Origin of the sequence: Candidatus Poriferisodalis sp. (assembly GCF_965205175.1) — a bacterium.
In the GTDB taxonomy this organism is placed as follows: domain Bacteria; phylum Actinomycetota; class Acidimicrobiia; order Acidimicrobiales; family Poriferisodalaceae; genus Poriferisodalis.
Genome location: NZ_OZ242038.1, coordinates 761,126 through 776,695 on the forward strand (window position 1 = coordinate 761,126; position 15,570 = coordinate 776,695).

Annotated in this window: 12 protein-coding genes and 1 tRNA gene; 5 read left to right on the forward strand and 8 right to left on the reverse strand. The window is 68.2% G+C overall.

Annotation, left to right across the window (positions count from 1 at the left end):
- Positions 1-13: 13 nt before the first annotated feature.
- The 3 genes from ACOGI4_RS03255 to ACOGI4_RS03265 all read right to left on the reverse strand — a co-directional run bounded on the left by ACOGI4_RS03255 (position 14) and on the right by ACOGI4_RS03265 (position 3,763).
- Entirely contained in the window at positions 14-2,074 is a 2,061-nt protein-coding gene (locus ACOGI4_RS03255) for a methylmalonyl-CoA mutase family protein (RefSeq protein ID WP_419842503.1), read from the reverse strand.
- A 43-nt stretch (positions 2,075-2,117) separates the two neighbouring features.
- Positions 2,118-2,813 (reverse strand): leucyl/phenylalanyl-tRNA--protein transferase, encoded by a 696-nt coding sequence (gene aat, locus ACOGI4_RS03260; RefSeq protein WP_419842504.1) that lies wholly within the window; start codon positions 2,811-2,813, stop codon positions 2,118-2,120.
- A 65-nt stretch (positions 2,814-2,878) separates the two neighbouring features.
- Positions 2,879-3,763 (reverse strand): peptidylprolyl isomerase, encoded by an 885-nt coding sequence (locus ACOGI4_RS03265; RefSeq protein ID WP_419842505.1) that lies wholly within the window; start codon positions 3,761-3,763, stop codon positions 2,879-2,881.
- 368 nt (positions 3,764-4,131) lie between these two features.
- On the opposite strand from ACOGI4_RS03265, the gene ACOGI4_RS03270 reads away from it, so the two are divergent.
- The 3 genes from ACOGI4_RS03270 to ACOGI4_RS03280 all read left to right on the forward strand — a co-directional run bounded on the left by ACOGI4_RS03270 (position 4,132) and on the right by ACOGI4_RS03280 (position 8,697).
- The gene (locus ACOGI4_RS03270) at positions 4,132-5,358 is read left to right on the forward strand and encodes an aspartate kinase (protein WP_419842506.1); all 1,227 of its coding nucleotides are present in this window, start codon (positions 4,132-4,134) and stop codon (positions 5,356-5,358) included.
- Between the two features lie 374 nt (positions 5,359-5,732).
- A complete protein-coding gene (locus ACOGI4_RS03275; protein WP_419842507.1) occupies positions 5,733-6,752 on the forward strand; it encodes an aspartate-semialdehyde dehydrogenase in 1,020 nt (339 codons plus the stop codon).
- Between the two features lie 217 nt (positions 6,753-6,969).
- On the forward strand, positions 6,970-8,697 hold the full coding sequence (locus ACOGI4_RS03280) for a Calx-beta domain-containing protein (protein ID WP_419842508.1): 1,728 nt from the start codon (positions 6,970-6,972) through the stop codon (positions 8,695-8,697).
- A gap of 141 nt (positions 8,698-8,838) precedes the next feature.
- Here ACOGI4_RS03280 and ACOGI4_RS03285 read toward each other — a convergent pair whose 3' ends face one another.
- The 3 genes from ACOGI4_RS03285 to ACOGI4_RS03295 all read right to left on the reverse strand — a co-directional run bounded on the left by ACOGI4_RS03285 (position 8,839) and on the right by ACOGI4_RS03295 (position 10,492).
- Complete coding sequence (locus ACOGI4_RS03285; RefSeq protein WP_419843081.1) at positions 8,839-9,870, reverse strand: NAD(P)-dependent oxidoreductase; 1,032 nt, start codon at positions 9,868-9,870, stop codon at positions 8,839-8,841.
- Positions 9,871-9,925: 55 nt separating this feature from the next.
- A tRNA-Pro gene (locus tag ACOGI4_RS03290) sits at positions 9,926-9,999 on the reverse strand.
- Positions 10,000-10,093: 94 nt separating this feature from the next.
- A complete protein-coding gene (locus ACOGI4_RS03295) occupies positions 10,094-10,492 on the reverse strand; it encodes a response regulator (RefSeq protein WP_419842509.1) in 399 nt (132 codons plus the stop codon).
- A 67-nt stretch (positions 10,493-10,559) separates the two neighbouring features.
- Between ACOGI4_RS03295 and ACOGI4_RS03300 the strand changes: the two genes are divergently transcribed.
- Both ACOGI4_RS03300 and ACOGI4_RS03305 read left to right on the forward strand, forming a co-directional pair.
- Positions 10,560-12,014 (forward strand): NfeD family protein, encoded by a 1,455-nt coding sequence (locus tag ACOGI4_RS03300; RefSeq protein WP_419842510.1) that lies wholly within the window; start codon positions 10,560-10,562, stop codon positions 12,012-12,014.
- A gap of 77 nt (positions 12,015-12,091) precedes the next feature.
- Positions 12,092-12,379 (forward strand): WhiB family transcriptional regulator, encoded by a 288-nt coding sequence (locus tag ACOGI4_RS03305; RefSeq protein ID WP_419842511.1) that lies wholly within the window; start codon positions 12,092-12,094, stop codon positions 12,377-12,379.
- 21 nt (positions 12,380-12,400) lie between these two features.
- Here ACOGI4_RS03305 and selB read toward each other — a convergent pair whose 3' ends face one another.
- Together selB and selA are read right to left on the reverse strand one after the other, a co-directional pair.
- Positions 12,401-14,155 (reverse strand): selenocysteine-specific translation elongation factor, encoded by a 1,755-nt coding sequence (gene selB, locus ACOGI4_RS03310; RefSeq protein WP_419842512.1) that lies wholly within the window; start codon positions 14,153-14,155, stop codon positions 12,401-12,403.
- Positions 14,156-14,237: 82 nt separating this feature from the next.
- On the reverse strand, positions 14,238-15,524 hold the full coding sequence (gene selA / locus ACOGI4_RS03315; protein WP_419842513.1) for an L-seryl-tRNA(Sec) selenium transferase: 1,287 nt from the start codon (positions 15,522-15,524) through the stop codon (positions 14,238-14,240).
- Positions 15,525-15,570: the final 46 nt, after the last annotated feature.

Sequence of the window (15,570 nt, forward strand, 5' to 3'; positions counted from 1 at the left end):
TGTGGCGCGTGGTTCAGCCGCCCTCAGCGCGGGCCCGCCCTGCCAGCGCCAGCGCGGCGATGTCGGCCATGATGGCCGCCAGCTCGAAGTCCTTCGGCGTGTAGACCGCGGCGACGCCGGCTTCGATCAGCCGCTCGTGATCGGCAGCGGGGATGATGCCGCCCACGACCACCGGTGCGGCGACACCCGCTGCAGACAGGCAGTCCAGCACCTCAGGCACCAGCTCGAGGTGGCTGCCCGACAGGATCGACAGTCCGACGACGTCGACGTCCTCGTCGCGAGCGGTTGCGGCGATGTGGCTCGGCGTCAGGCGTATGCCTTCGTAGATCACTTCCATGCCGGCGTCGCGTGCGGCCACCGCCACCTGCTCGGCACCATTGGAGTGGCCGTCGAGGCCGGGTTTGGCCACCAGCACACGGGGCGGCCCGCCCGGCATCGCGGCGCAACGCGCGGCTAACGCGGCCAGCGACGACCCCCGAGATGCACGCCGAGTCGCGCGTCCAGTGCCATCTGCTGGGTCGGCGTCATGCCCGGCGGCCGGCGAAGGCCCCCGAGCGTTTCCGACGCTGCCAATGGCGCCGCCCAGGCCGGTCGGGGCACGGAACTCTCCGAAGATCTCGCGCAGCGCCTGCGCCCATTCCCCCGTGGTGACCCCGGCGTGGGCTGCCTCGATGCTCGGCCCCATGATGTTCACGTCTCCCGAGGCGGCCACCCGCAGGTCGTCCAGCGCCGCCGCGACGCGGTTCGAGTCGCGCGTGCTGCGCCACTGTTCGAGCTCGGCAACCATGTCGTCTTCCACCCGGGGATCCACCCGCAGGATCGACTCGTCGCCTTGCAGTGGCGACGGCGCTGTCTCGGTGAACGTGTTCACGCCGACCACGGTCAGCTCGCCGCTCTCGATTCGGCGCACGCGTTCGGTGTGGCTCGCCACGAGGCGCCGCTTCAGCTCGCTGATCGCCGCGAACGCACCGCCCATCGACAGCACCTCGTCCAGCTCGGCCTGCGCCGCCTCCGCCAGCTCGGCCGTGCGCCCCTCGATCACGTGCGAGCCGTCGAAGATGTCGCCGTGGTCCAGCAGATCGGTCTCGTGTGCCAGCACCTGCTGAATCCGCAGCGACCACTGCTGATCCCACAGCCGGGGCAGCCCCAGCGCCTCGTTCCAGGCGGGCAGCTGCAGCGAGCGTGTCCGCGCCCGCTGCGACAGCGTCACGCCCAGCGCCTCCAGGGTGATGCGGGCCACATTGTTCTCCGGCTGGGCCTCGGTCAGCCCGAGCGAGTTCACCTGTACGCCGTAGCGGAAGCGTCGCTGTTTCGGGTCCGCGACTCCGTAGCGGTCGGCACAGATCCGATCCCACATCGCGGTGAAGGCCCGCACCTTGCACACCTCTTCAACGAACCGGATGCCGCCGTTCACGAAGAACGAGATGCTGCCCACCGTCTGGCCGAAGCGCTCCGGGGGCACCTTGCCGCTGTCGCGCACCGCATCGAGCACGTCGATGGCGCCGGCCAGGGCGTAGGCGATCTCTTGGGTGGGCGTCGCGCCGGCCTCCTGCAGGTGGTAGCTGCACACGTTGATCGGGTTCCACTGCGGCAGGTGCGCCGAGCAGTACGCCACCACGTCGGTGGTCAGCCTCCGGCTGGCCTCGGGACCGAAGATGTAGGTGCCTCGGCTCAGGTATTCCTTCACGATGTCGTTCTGCGTGGTGCCCCGCAGCACGTCGGGGGCCGCACCGGCGTTATGAGCATTGGCGATGTAGAGGCCGAGCAGCCACGGCGCGGTGGCGTTGATCGTCATCGAGGTGTTCATGGCATCGGGCGGTATGCCGTCCATCAGCTGCGCCATATGCCCCAAGTGGCTGACCGGCACGCCCACCTTGCCTACCTCGCCGCGGGCCATCGGGTGGTCGGGGTCGTAGCCGGTCTGGGTCGGCAGGTCGAACGCCACCGACAGCCCCGTCTGGCCTGCTGCCAGCATGGATCGGTACAGCTCGTTGGACGCCCGTGCCGTGGAGTGCCCCGAGTACGTGCGCATCAGCCACGGCCGCGAACGCTGCGGCGCTTCGGTGCCCCCCACGATGTGCAGTCTTCCTCGGATCCTGGTCCTGAGCCCTGCGTGGTCAGTCTTCGAGCATGCGAAAGACCATCGGCTCACGCCAGATGTCCGGCAGCGGTCGGGTGACGGCCTCGGCCAGCAGCTCCAAGTACGCCTCACGCTCGATCTCCACCGCACCCAGCCCAGCCAGGTGGTCGGTGGCCCACTGCACGTCCAGCAGCGCGCCGCCGGTCACCTTGAGGGCATCCACCAATGCCACCAGCGCCACCTTGGAGGCGTCGCTGTGCGTGTGGAACATCGACTCGCCGGCGAAGAAGGCGCCGATCGCGACGCCGTACAGACCGCCCACCAGCTCACCGTCGAGCCATGACTCCACGCTGTGGGCCCAGCCGAGCTCGTGCAGCTGCACGTAGGCGTCGTGCATGTCGTCGCTGATCCAGCCGTGCGGACGAGCGGGGTCAGCGCAGGCTTCCAGCACCTGGTCGAACGCGGTGTCGATGCGGATGTCGAAGCGACGGCAGGCCCGCCGCAGCGATCGGCTGACCTGCAGGTAGCTGAGGGGCAGGATGCCGCGCGGGTCCGGTGACCACCAGCCCACGCTGTCTCCCAACGGCATCGGGAACAGCCCTGCTCGGTAGGCGCTCAGCAGCGTGCCTGGCTCGAGGTCTGCGCCCGCCCCGACCAATCCGTCCTCGTCGGCGGTGGTCGCAGGCGGGAAGGACCACGCTGATGCCGGCGGCTCAGTCGGTCTGTCGCTCACGTCGGGCACCATCGCAGCGAGCCTACGCCTGACCAGCACGCGGCGTCAGAACCTCCCGGAGCAGTTCAGCTGCGCGCGTCGGTGTAGGCGTCGATCTGGGCGCTGGTGGCCTCGGTGATCTTCACGGTGCGGACCACGACATCGTCGATCGGAGCATCGGCAGCGTCGGTCTCCACGCCTTCGATGGCCATTACCACCTCCATCCCGTCCACGACGTGTCCGAGCGGTGAGTACAGCGGCGGCAGCGCAGCTCCGTTCTCGCCGGTGATGACGAAGAACTGCGAGCCGTTCGTGGCGGGGCTGCTGCTGGAGTTGGCCATTGCAACTGAACCGATGCGATACCAGTCGTCGTCGGGGAAGCCGCCAGTGAACATGTAGCCCGGTCCGCCGGTGCCGCGTTGCAGCTGCACGTCGCCGCCTTGGATGACGAAGTCGGCAATGACGCGGTGGAACAGCGTGTCGTCGAAGGCGCCCCAGCGGCCGAGCACCACGAGGTTGTTGACGCTGGCGAGGTCCAGCGACGGGTCCAGCACCATCGTGAAGTCGCCCATGCTGGTTTCGAAGCGAGCGGCGTACATGGTCTCGGGGTCGATGCACAGCGGCGGCGGCGCGTCGAACTGGCTGACCGGACCGTCGCTGCCGTCGCCAGCCGGGCACTCCTCCGGATTCGTGTCGGCTGCGGCATCGGCGCGTTGGTCACGTGCAGCGGAGCCGGCGTCGTCGGTGCCCGGAGTCGGCTCGCTGTCGGACTCGTCACCCTCGCCGGCATCGGCCGTGTCCACCGCAGCGTCGCCGCTGCTCGATTCCATGCCGTCGGTGTCGTCACCGGTGAATGTGCTCCACAGGAACAATGCGACGAGCACGGCAGCAACGACGAGCGCGATGGTGATCACCTTGCGCGTCGCGCTCGACCGCTTCTTGGAGCGTTCGGCCTCGGCCACCGCCCGCATGCGGTTCTCACGCTGCCGCTGCCGCTTCTCGCTGCCCATAACTACCCCGACGACTGCTCTGGCGCCTGTCCGACATGCAACGCTACTGACGCAACGTGCACCCCGCCCTTCGCGGAGCGCTCCGCATCAGTCGCGACGAGTGTGCGTGAGTGAGCGTCGAGGGGTGTTCGGGAGGGCAGGCGCCCCCACGCGCAGTTCGCAGCGCCAAAGCCGGTTCAACGTGCGACACAACGCGAGGTGCGCTGCGCTTGTTTGAGTATGGGTGCGCCTGCCCTCCCGAACACCCCGGGGCCAACGCGGGCAGTCGTGGGCCAACGTGGGCGGTCCAACCGATGTCCGAGCAGGCCCCCTCGCTACCCTCGCTGCCCGTGCCGCTGGTAGTGCAGAAATTCGGCGGGACCTCCGTGGCGAGCGCTGCGCGCATGCGCGAGGTGGCCAATCACGTGAAGCACTGCCGCAGCCGGGGCGACGCAGTCGTGCTCGTCGTGAGCGCCATGGGCACCGAGACCGACGAGCTGATCGCACTGGCCGGCCAAATCACGGACGAGCCCGCCGGTCGAGAGCTGGACATGCTCATCACTGCGGGCGAGCGCAAGGCGATCGCGTTGATGTGCATGGCGCTGCACGACGTGGGCGTGCCGGCGGACTCGTTCACCGGCAGTCAGGCTGGCCTGCTCACCGACGGCAACCACTGCAACGCCAAGATCCTGTCGGTCAGTCCCAAGCGTGTGACGGCGTCGGTCGAAGCAGGCCGAGTGGCCGTCGTCGCCGGTGCCCAGGGAATGTCCGCCGACAACGATGTGACGTTCCTGGGCCGTGGCGGCTCGGACACCACCGCTGTCGCCTTGGCGCACGGTCTTGGAGCGGACGCCTGCGAGCTCTACACCGACGTGTCGGGAGTGTTCACGACCGACCCGCGGGTGTGCCCCGACGCTCGCAAGCTGGCGCGCATCGGGTTCGACGAGCTGCTGGAGATGACGGCGATGGGCTGCCCCAAGCCGGCGGCCCGATCGGTCGAAGTGGCGCGCACGTACGGCGTTCCCCTGCACGTGCGCTCCGCATTCACCTGGGAACCGGGAACATGGGTAGGCGACACGGAGTCGGGCATGGACGCGAGAGAAATGGAACGGCCGATCGTGACCGGCGTGGTGCCGGACACGTCGCAAGCCAAGGTGACGCTGGTCGGCGTGCGCGACGAGCCCGGCATCGCCGCCAAGGTGTTTCGGGCGCTTGCCGATGCGGCGGTCATCGTCGACATGATCGTGCAGAACGTGGGCGATCACGGCCGCGCAGACATCTCCTTCACCGTCCCCGCGCAGTGCGCTGACGCGGCACGGACCATCTGTGAGACCTTGGTCGACACGGTGGGCTTCTCGTCCACCAGCACCGATGTGGACATCGCACGGGTCTCGCTGGTCGGCGCCGGCATGGCCACGCACCCCGGCGTGGCTGCCACCATGTTCGAGACGCTGGCGGCTCAGGGCGTCAACATCGAGATGATCTCTACCTCGCCGATCCGCATCTCCTGCGTGGTGGCCGAAGCAGACGTCGACCGAGCCACCGTCGCGCTGCACAAGGCCTTCGGGCTGGGCTGACCTCGCGAGCTTGCGCTCTGCGGCGGACGCTACGAGGTTTGCGCTGCGGGGTGTTCGGGGGTAGGGGTGCCCATGCTCAAACAGGCGCAGCGCCGCGTTGTTTGTGTCGCACGTTGGGTGGGGCTGGCGCTGCGAACTGCGCGTGGACACCCCTGCCCCCGAACACCCCGCAAAATCCACTGGTCCACCTCCCTGCGGCGCAGGGCTGACGCCCCTGCTCTCGGACATCCCGCATACGCAGGACTCCACCTCCTTGCGGCGCAGGGCTGACGCCCCTGCCCTCGGACACCCCTCATCGGTCTCTGTAGCCGCTTGACGGATGCGCGGTCGCCGCGTCGGAGGGGGGTGGTTGGGTGCTCGGTAGCGTTGGGGAGATGAGGGTCGGGATTGTTGGCGCTACTGGCCAGGTCGGCTGCGTCATGCGAGCGGTCTTGGCGGAGCGCCGATTTCCGGTGGACGAGCTGCGACTCTTCGCGTCGGCTCGCTCAGCTGGTCGCACGCTCACCTGGAACGGCAGCGAACTCGCTGTCGCAGACGCCGCTGCGGCCGATTTCAGCGATCTCGATGTGGTGCTGTTTTCGGCCGGCAAGGCCACGTCGTCGGCGATCGCTGAGCGTGTCGCCTCGCAGGGCCCGACGGTCATCGACAATTCTTCGGCTTGGCGGATGCACCCCGACGTGCCGCTCGTGGTGCCGGAGGTGAACGGCGCCGAGGCCTTCAACGCCTCCAAAGGAATCATCGCCAACCCCAACTGCACGACGATGGCGGCGATGCCGGTGCTCGCGCCGCTGCACGCCGAAGCCGGCTTGACCTCTATGGTGGCATCGACGTACCAAGCCGTGTCCGGCGCCGGCCTCGCAGGCGTCGACGAACTCAACAGCGCGCTCGAAGCCACCCGCGGTGAAGCAGCCTCGCTGACCTTCGACGGTGCTGCCCTCGGCCATCCGGCACCGCGCACATTCCCCGGGCCGATTGCGCACAACGTGTTGGCGCAGGCGGGCAGTTTCATGGACGACGGTTCCGGCGAGACCGACGAGGAGCAGAAGCTCCGTAACGAGAGCCGCAAGATCTTGGGTATTCCGGATCTCGCAGTGTCGGGGACGTGTGTGCGTGTGCCGGTGTTCACGGGACACTCGCTGTCGCTGAACCTGCGCTTCGAGCGTCCGATGTCGCCCGAGCGGGCTGTTGAGCTGCTCAGCGAGGCACCAGGTGTGGAACTGTCTGATGTGCCGACGCCGCTGCAAGCTGCGGGCCGTGACCCGTCCTATGTGGGTCGGGTTCGCCGCGATCCCACGGTTGAGCACGGTTTGGCGCTATTCGTGGTGGGCGACAACCTGCGCAAGGGCGCTGCGCTGAACGCGGTGCAAATAGCGGAGCTGCTCGCCGCGGTGTAGCGGTGCCGGCTGGGGTGGGGCAGGGGCCGTCGTGCCCGACCTCCGTAGGTGAGCAGTTGCGATGTGTCTGCTGGGGACGAGGCGTGCTTGGTGTGGCGTGACTGCGCGCGGCTGGTGGGTTGTCTGGTTTGTGGGTGTCGGTGGGGGTGTGGTAGGTTGTGGGTGTTATTGTTGTCGGTTCTTTTCCGTGGTTCTCGCGGGGGGGGGGTCGTGGCTGATGTCTGGTTCGGGTGTTTCGGTTCGTGGTGCGGGCCGCCGGTTGGCTGCTGGTGTGGTGGCGGTGGTGCTGGCGGGGTCGTTGGTGATGTTGGCGGGGTCGGCGTCGTCGGCGCAGGGTGCGTTGACGGTGTCGGTGGCGCCGGCGTCGGCGGTTGAGGGTGACAGCGGTGTGTCGTGGATGAGTTTCGCGGTGACGTTGTCGGGTTCGCCGAGCGCGGAGGTGACGTTGGAGGCGCGTGCGACGCGGATGGGCGGCACGGCGCGTGGCGGCAAGGACGCGTCGGGCCGAGATTTTCGTGCGTTCTCGTCGAAGTCGGTGACGTTCGCGTCGGGCGCGACGGGGGATGCGTTGACGCAGCGGGTGAGGGTGAAGGTGTTCGGGGACACGCTGTATGAGCCCGATGAGACGTTCTCGCTGGAGCTGAGCGGTCTGGCGTCGTCCGACAGCCGTGTGCAGTTCGACGGGGGCGCGTCGAAGCTGAAGGCGACGGGGACGATCCGCAACGACGACGCGTCGCCCACTGGTGTGCCGGTGGTGTCGGTGGCGCCTGCGACCGTCACGGAGGGGAACGCGGGGGAGACGGATCTGGTGTTCACGGTCACGCTGGCGGGCGCGATCAGCGAGGACGTGACGCTGGACGCGGTGGCGAAGTCGCAGGCGGCCGGCGGGAAGTGGTATCCGGGGACCGCGACGGGCAAGAAGGGCGCGGGCCGCGACTTCGTGGCGAAGCGGGAGACGGTGACTTTCGAGGCGGTCCCGAACAATGAGGGTGGGACGGCCACTGTCACGGTGAAGGTGATCGGCGACACCGTCGACGAACAGGACGAGACGTTCACGCTGCGGTTGAAGAACCTCACCGGCGGGGCGGTGTTCGCAGGCGGGGACAGCTCGATAGCGGTCACCGGGACGATCACCGACGACGACCAGGACGACGCACAAGGCGGCACCACCACCACCACTACGACCACCACCACCACCACTACGACCACCACCACCAGCACGCCGCCCCAGTCCACCAGCACCAGCACCTCTACCACCAGCACACCGCCCCAGTCCGCCAGCACCAGCACCTCTACCACCACCACGACTACGACCACGCAGCCAGCTGCTGTGGAGACCAAGCCGGTGGTGAGAGCTGCAGTGGACGGCACTACGTTGACGCTGTCGTGGACCGACGCTGTCATCCCGGATTGCGAGATTTCCTATCACAATGTCGCCGTTCAGGCCTATTCCGGCAGCTTCGATACCGTGACTCGTCGTGTCTCCGATGGAACGAGAACATGGGAAGTGCCCAACCTGGTCGCGGGGCATGAGTATGTCGCTCAGGTGAACGCGTACAGCAGCGCGTGTGACAAGTCCCTTGTTGGGTTTGCCCATTTCGGCATAGCGGATACGTCGGTTACCACGACCACCGAAGCGCCGCCCGCTGGGCCGCCGAGCACGCCGACAGGTCTGAGCGGCGAGAAGAACAACAACTCGGTGACGTTCACGTGGTCCAGCGGCGGGAACGGAAAAGACGGGGAATGCCCAGCGACGAACTACACCGTTCAGCTCAAGCGCTCCAAGTCCAGTGATGAGGCGTTGGATCAAGCGACCGTCACGGGCACGTCATGGACTCCGACAGTAGCCTTGCAGTCGGGTGCCAACTACTATGTCAGAGTGGTTGCCTATGGGGACTGCAGCAGCCCTTACTCGTCTTGGACTGGGACATCTTACACTCACTGATCGGTGAGCTGGAGGGTGAGCCTTCACTCGGCCTCCGGTGAGCACTGCACCGCACCCCGTCCGATATCACCGGACGGGGTGCGGCGTATATGCCTGTACAGCTGACGGACCCGTGCCTGCTCCTGCGAGCAGCGCAGCGTCTCAGCGTCTGCGTTTCACCAGCACTTCGGCACCGGATACCTCCGGTTCGCCGTCGACAATCTCGGCCGGAAAGCCGGGTGCCGTGACGCTCTGCCCGGTAGCGTCCTCGAGCCGGCGAATGATGTTCGAGGACCATTCTCGATCGCCATAGCGGGCGACGCCGTCGGCGAACACGTCCATCAGCACCGGCGCGAGGTCCAACACCAAGCCGTGTTCATCGGCGACATCGGCAAAGAGACCGATGTCCTTGCACACCAAATCCATGGTGAAGTTGATGTCGCGTGAGCCGTTCAGGATCACTTGGCTCTCGGTCTCGTGTACGAAAGAGTTCCCGGAACTGATGCGAATGGCCTCATATGCGACGGCGAGGTCCATTCCCGCCGCTTGGGACGTGACCAGTGCCTCGCACAGCGAAACCAGGTTGGCGGTGGCCAGATAATTCGTCACCACCTTCAAGATCGACGCTGAGCCCAGCGGTCCGGTGTGCAGAATGCGACGCCCCATGGCCCGCAACAGCGGCAGCAGCGCTTCGAAGACATGTCGCTCGCCGCCGGCGAAGATGGAGATGTTGCCAGTGGCAGCCCGGTGGCAGCCGCCCGACACCGGGCAGTCCATGGCATCGCCGCCGGCCGCTTCCACCAACGCGCCCAGCCGGCGCACCTCGCGGTGGTCGGTGGTGCTCATCTCGGCCCAAATCTTGCGATGCGAATCTGTCGGCGCAGCCGAGCGTTCGGCGGCTGCGCGAGCCGATGCGAAGCCTGCCAGCACACCGTCCGGCGCTTCGAGCACCGCCGCGACCGACGCGGGTGTGGGCAGGCACGTGATCACCACGTCACAACGCTCCGCCAAGTCAGCGCCCGATGATGCCTCGCACGCGCCTGCGTCGAGGAACGGTGCCATCGCGGCTCGATTCAGGTCCCGCACGCAGATCTCGGACCCGTTGCGCTGCAGCGAGCCGGCCAGCTTTGCGCCCACATTGCCAAGCCCGATGAAGCCCACCCGAGCCGCGCCCGCTGGCCCGTAGCCATCCATCACCCTCAAATGCCCCTCCTTCACTGCTGCATCATGCCGAAGAAGCAGGAGAACGTCGGGCAGGCGGGATTTGAACCCACGACCTCTTCGTCCCGAACGAAGCGCGCTACCAACCTGCGCCACTGCCCGTGTGCGATTGCCGTCGGCAGATCGCTGTTCACGAAGCTACCCGCTGGGCCTGTGGCAGCGCTACCCGCCAGCAGGTCTTCTCATCTGGCCTTGCTCAGTCCGGGCGTTCCGCGTTGTCGGCGAGGCTGCGCGCGAGCAGTTCCTGCGCCGTGCTCCGCAGCAGCAGCGGATTGAGCGGCTTGACCAGCCAGGCGTCGGCATCGGAGCGCCGGGCCAAGAAGGCGTCAGCCTCGCGGTCGGTCAGCATCAGCACCGGCAGTCGCGGCAGCCGGCCAACGCCTGATTCCAGCCGAAGATCCAAGCAGGTGGCCATGCCACCCATGTTGCCGATCTGAAAGTCGAGAATCACCAAGTCAGGAGTGCTCGCTGCCACGGCTGGGCGCACCTCGTGGCCCGATCTCACGACGCGGAACGACACGTCGGGTGCGCAGAGCGCGCCTGCTACCTCTTCGACGACCCAGTCGGCATCGGTCGCCAACAGCACATCGGTCACGACAGCGGAGCGTAGCTGTGCTGCGTCGCGGAGGCGGCCCGAGAGCGCGCACCTAGAGTGCGGACCGATGCCGACCCCGCCCCCCTGCGCAGGCCCACCTCGGCACCGCGGCCAGTTCAGGCGTTATGCGGCTGCAGCACTGCTGTCGATGGCCGTCGTGAGCCTCGTCGCCTTGCCGGCCTTCGCGCACGACGAGCCGGGTGGAGGTGCCCACGAGCCGGACGCCCCCGCCATCGTGGGCGACGGCAGCCCGCGCATGATTGTCGTGGTGGAGGTCAGCGGGCTCATCGATCCGATCATGGCGTCGTACATCAAGCGCCAGCTCGTCACCGCAACCGGCCTCCACGCGATCGGCGTGGCGCTGCAGATCGACAGTGCCGGGACCACGCTCGACGACGACGCGCTGATCGAGTTGCTCAATGCCGTTCGCCTTGCGCACCTGCCCGTCGGTTCGTGGGTCGGCCCCAGCGGGGCGCAGGCGTTGGGCGGTGCTGCCCACCTGGTCACCGCAGCCGATTTTGCTGCGATTGCACCCGGAGGCCGCATCGGCGAGTTCACCCCGATCACGGGCCTCGTCCACGCCCACGGTGCCGAGACCGACGCAGTCCACAGCCACGACGGCGACGGACTCCATTCGGGCACGAGCGTCCGCTTCTACGACGCCGACACCGCCATGGGCGCCGGCCTGACCCACAGCACCGCGCCGGTGATCGGCGAGTTCCTGCTCGCGATGTCCGACCAGCACTTGCTGCCGCCGATCGGGCAGAACGTGACCGGCGACGACGGCATCGTCCGCCGAGCGCCGGCTGACGACGTAGTCGTGTCCTTCGTCAAGCTGCCGCTGCTCGACGGGCTGTTCCACACCGCCGCCAGTCCAGCGGTCGCATATCTGTTGCTGCTCGCAGGTTTGTCCTTGCTGTTGTTGGACTTCTACACCGGCGGCATCGGTGTAGCGGCCGTCGTCGCCGCGGCGTGCGCGCTGCTCGCGGCGTTCGGCATGGGCACGCTCGACATCCGGCCGTGGGCGCTCGCCGTGCTCGTGGCGGGTTTCGTGATGTTCGCCGTGGATGTCCAAACGGGTGTGCCGCGATTTTGGACAGCAGCAGGAGGCGTTTCGGTGCTGGTGGGTTCGCTAATGCTGTTCGGCCGCCATTCCATGAGCTGGATTCCACTGTTGGTAGGTCTCGTCGGTGTCGGCGTGTTTGTGCTCTCCGGCCTGCCGGCGCTGGTGCGCACGCGGTACGGCACCGCCACCGTGGGGCGGGAGTGGCTGATCGGGGTCCAGGGAACGGCCGTGACCGATGTCGCCCCTGACGGGACGGTCGAGGTCCACGGCGCACAGTGGCGCGCACGCGTCAACCGATTGACGCCGCTGCGGGCGGGCGAACCGCTGCGCGTCAGCGGCCTGCAGGGTGTGGTGCTGGAGGTGGAACCGCTCGAGGGTGCTGCTGTGGACTACCGGCAGCTGCGCAAGAAGCGGGCCGAGCCGACGCTGTCCTCGACAATTTCCGAAACCGAATGAGGTTTCGATTGCATCTTGTCAAGCGATTTTTCGCGAACTAAGGTCCCCCTCGACAGGGCCAAGGGGGGCACGGACACATGAGCGCACTGCTGATTGACGAGTGGCAGGACAAGGCGGCTTGCAGGGGGCCTCAATCGGCGGTCTTCTTCCCGCCGCCCCGCACCGAGCGGCGCGACGAGAAGGCTGAGCGCGAGGCCCGAGCCAAGGCCATCTGCGGCCAGTGCTCGGTCATCAGCGACTGTCTCCACCACGCGCTCGACGTCGGTGAGGCGCACGGCATCTGGGGTGGCCGCAACGAGATCGAGCGTCGCAACCTGCTGCTCGCGCGCACCAGCCTCGCACAAGCCGACGGCTCGTCGACGTAGTGCCAGCCGGGTCCGTCGGTCTCAGGCGGAGCTGCATCGGCAAGGCGCCGGTTCAGGTGGCAGCTGCGGAAGTCTCGGGCCGGCGATGCGCAGGTCCCCACGGCGCCGTGTGACCCCCGTCCGATCCAAGTAACCCACCAGCGGCAGTGCGTACTTGCGCGTCGTGCCGAGCGCTTCACGGATCTGAGCCACAGTGACGCCGTCGGGCTGGTCGTCGAGCAGACGGGCGACGCACTCGGCTGCGGCCTCCACGGCCGATGCCGCATACCACACCCCGTCCGCATGCACGAGATCGCCCCGCGTCGCGAGCGCCTGAAGTTCTCGCTGACTGACATTGCTCGGTGCAGGAGGGGAGAACGGTGTCGCCGACAGCTCAGCGATGACGGGGTGGTCCGCGAGGACGTCCGCCGTGCCGGCTCGGCGTGCTCGTCCAGCCTCAACCACGATGCCGTCCAGATGGTCGATGGCGCAACGGCCTACGTCGTCGAGCGCGGCGAGGTCCAGGCCCAGCGGTCCGGCGCGCTCGACTCGCGCTCGAAGATCGTCGAACAGCCCGGCCACCACCTCAGGTGCCGCCACCCAAGGGCCCAGCACCGGCGCGACGCGTTCGCCGGTCAGCCGCTCGAGCTGCGTCGCTTCCATCCAGCCTCGCTCGGCGACCATGCGCTCAGGGCGGGCATCCGGCTTGGCCAGCGAAGCCCGCAACTGCGGATCTGGATCCAGCACGGTGCCGCCGCCGACGGTCTGTCCCCGGCCGAAGTCACGGAGCACGAAGCGGTCGCCCAGCACCAGCGGAAGTGCGACTGGCAGATGCAGTCGGACATGGCCCGTCTCGCCTGGGCCGATGCGCTCGGGGCCGAGCACGCGCAGCCGAACCGGCCACTCGCCCGAGCCTAGGTACATGGCATACGCGCCGCGGCGGGTCACCTCGCTGCCGAGGCTGCCCAGCACGGTGAGTTCGACGTCGATAGTGCGGGTGTGGTGCCACTGGCCGGCTCGAACCAGCGCGACGCCGCGGCCGAGTTCCTCTGCGTTGACGCCGGCGAGGTTCAGCGCGACGCGATGGCCGGGCCCGATGCGTTCTGCGGTGGCGCCCTGGGTCTGGATGGACCGCACCCTCGCTGGCTGCCCGCCGGGCGCAGTGCGCAGTTCGTCGCCTGCTGCGATGCTGCCGCCGGCGAGCGTGCCGGTCACGACCCGCCCCGCCCCCACAGCGGCGAACGACCGGTCGATCCACAGTCGGGGCCTGTGCCGGTCGGCTGCGGTAGGCGTGGCTGCGCACATGGAGTCGAGCGCTGACCGCAGATCGTCCAAGCCGGTGCCGTCGGCGGCGTCGGTAGCGATGACGGGCGCCTGATCCAGAAACGTGCCGGCGACGTGCTCGGCGATGTCCAGCCGGGCCAGCTCGGCCAGTTCCTCGTCGACGAGGCTGATCTGGCTGAGCGCCACCGTGCCGTGAGAGATGCCGAGCAGCTCGAGGATGGCGAGGTGCTCGGCCGACTGCGGCTTCCAGCCTTCGGGCGCGGCGACGACGAACAGCACTGCGTCCACCGCGCCGACGCCGGCCAGCATGTTCTTCACGAATCGGATGTGACCCGGCACGTCCACGAAGCTGACCTGCCGGCCGGAGGGCAATGTGCAGAACGCGAAGCCGAGGTCAATGGTGAGGCCGCGTGCCTTCTCCTCGGCCAGCCGGTCCGGGTCGGTTCCCGTGAGACTGCGCACCAAAGTGGATTTGCCGTGGTCCACGTGGCCAGCCGTAGCGACAATGTGCACGCCGCCAGCATGCCCGCAGCGAGCGTGCCTGCTCGGGGATGCGTCAACTGCTGTGGATCAGTGCCGACCTGTGAGGACGTGTTCAGCGCTGCTGGTCGAGCGCCCGGCGCGCTGCGGTGGCCACGACGGCGTCGTCGGCAGGATCGACGGTGCGCAGGTCGATCACCGTGGTCTGCTCGTGGACCCGTGCGATCACCGGCGGGTCGAATGCGCGCAAGGCCGCGGTGTGGTCGCCGTCAAGCTCGACGCCTGCCGAGGGAATCTCCTGGCCCGGCAGAGAGCCCGCACCAGCCAACGCCGTGGTGTGAGCCGGCCTGCCGACACCGAGTGCCGCCGCACGCTGGGTCAGCACCTCCAGCGGCACCTGGGCCATGCGCCAGAACGGGATCGCGTCGGCGTCCCGGCGCAGGTACGCCAACGCCACCGTCTGCAGCGCTGCCAGGACCAGCGATCCGGGTCGGAAGGCTCGCATCAACGGGTGCGCGGTACAGGCTCCAATCAGATCGGCTCGGCCGCAGATAATCCCAGCCTGCGGTCCGCCCATCAGCTTGTCGCCCGAGAACGTGACCAGCGCCGCTCCCGCCGCCAGCGTCTGGCGAGCGCCCGGTTCGCCGGCCAGCCATGCCGGCTTGCTCCCGAGCCACCCGCAGCGCTCGTCGAGCAGTCCCGAGCCCAAGTCCGACACCACCGGCGGCCCGATGCTCGCCAAGTCCGCCACCTGAGCCTGCTCGGTGAAGCCGGTGATGCGGTAGTTGGAAGGATGCACCTTCAGCAGCATCGCAACGTCGTGCCGCTCCACGGCTTCGCGGTAGTCGTCCGCGCGGGTGCGATTCGTGGTCCCCACCTCCACGAGCCGCGCTCCAGACTGCTCCATCACTTCAGGCACCCGAAAGCCGCCGCCGATCTCCACCAGCTCGCCACGCGACACGGCAACGCCGCGCCCGCTGGCCAAGGCCGCCAGCACCAGCGTCACCGCGGCCGCGCAGTTGTTGACCACGAGAGCGGCCTCCGCGCCCGTCAACGTCGCCATCAGCAGCGACGCGTGGACGCTGCGCGAGCCTCGCCGGCCAGATGTCAGGTCGAACTCGAGGTTGTTGAACCGCACCGCGCGGCCAGCGCGCTCGTCGCCGCCGCATTCGGGATCACCTGCTGCGCCGAGCGGTGCCCGGCCCAGGTTCGTGTGCAGCAGGACTCCCGTTGCGTTGATGGCCGGCCCCAGCAGGCTGCGCTGCAGCAGGCGCGCCTCGTCTGTGGCAGCATCGGGATTGCCGGCGGCGATAGCGGCCCGAGCAGCGATGACTAGCAGCGGGTGAGGCAGTTCTACCTCGGTGATCCGCAGTGCCAGGTCGTTGACCGACGGCGGCCTCATGGCGCCGACGCTACCGCTGGACGCGGTGCCCTCTGAAGCCGCATCG

Bases quoted from the DNA above. Each gene is read 5' to 3' on its own strand.
- ACOGI4_RS03265 (WP_419842505.1), bottom strand. From the start codon at position 3,763: ATGCGGGCGGTGGCCGAGGCCGAACGCTCCAAGAAGCGGTCGAGCGCG.
- ACOGI4_RS03275 (WP_419842507.1), top strand. From the start codon at position 5,733: ATGAGGGTCGGGATTGTTGGCGCTACTGGCCAGGTCGGCTGCGTCATG.
- ACOGI4_RS03280 (WP_419842508.1), top strand. From the start codon at position 6,970: ATGTCTGGTTCGGGTGTTTCGGTTCGTGGTGCGGGCCGCCGGTTGGCT.
- ACOGI4_RS03285 (WP_419843081.1), bottom strand. From the start codon at position 9,870: ATGGATGGCTACGGGCCAGCGGGCGCGGCTCGGGTGGGCTTCATCGGG.
- ACOGI4_RS03300 (WP_419842510.1), top strand. From the start codon at position 10,560: ATGCCGACCCCGCCCCCCTGCGCAGGCCCACCTCGGCACCGCGGCCAG.
- ACOGI4_RS03305 (WP_419842511.1), top strand. From the start codon at position 12,092: ATGAGCGCACTGCTGATTGACGAGTGGCAGGACAAGGCGGCTTGCAGG.
- selA (WP_419842513.1), bottom strand. From the start codon at position 15,524: ATGAGGCCGCCGTCGGTCAACGACCTGGCACTGCGGATCACCGAGGTA.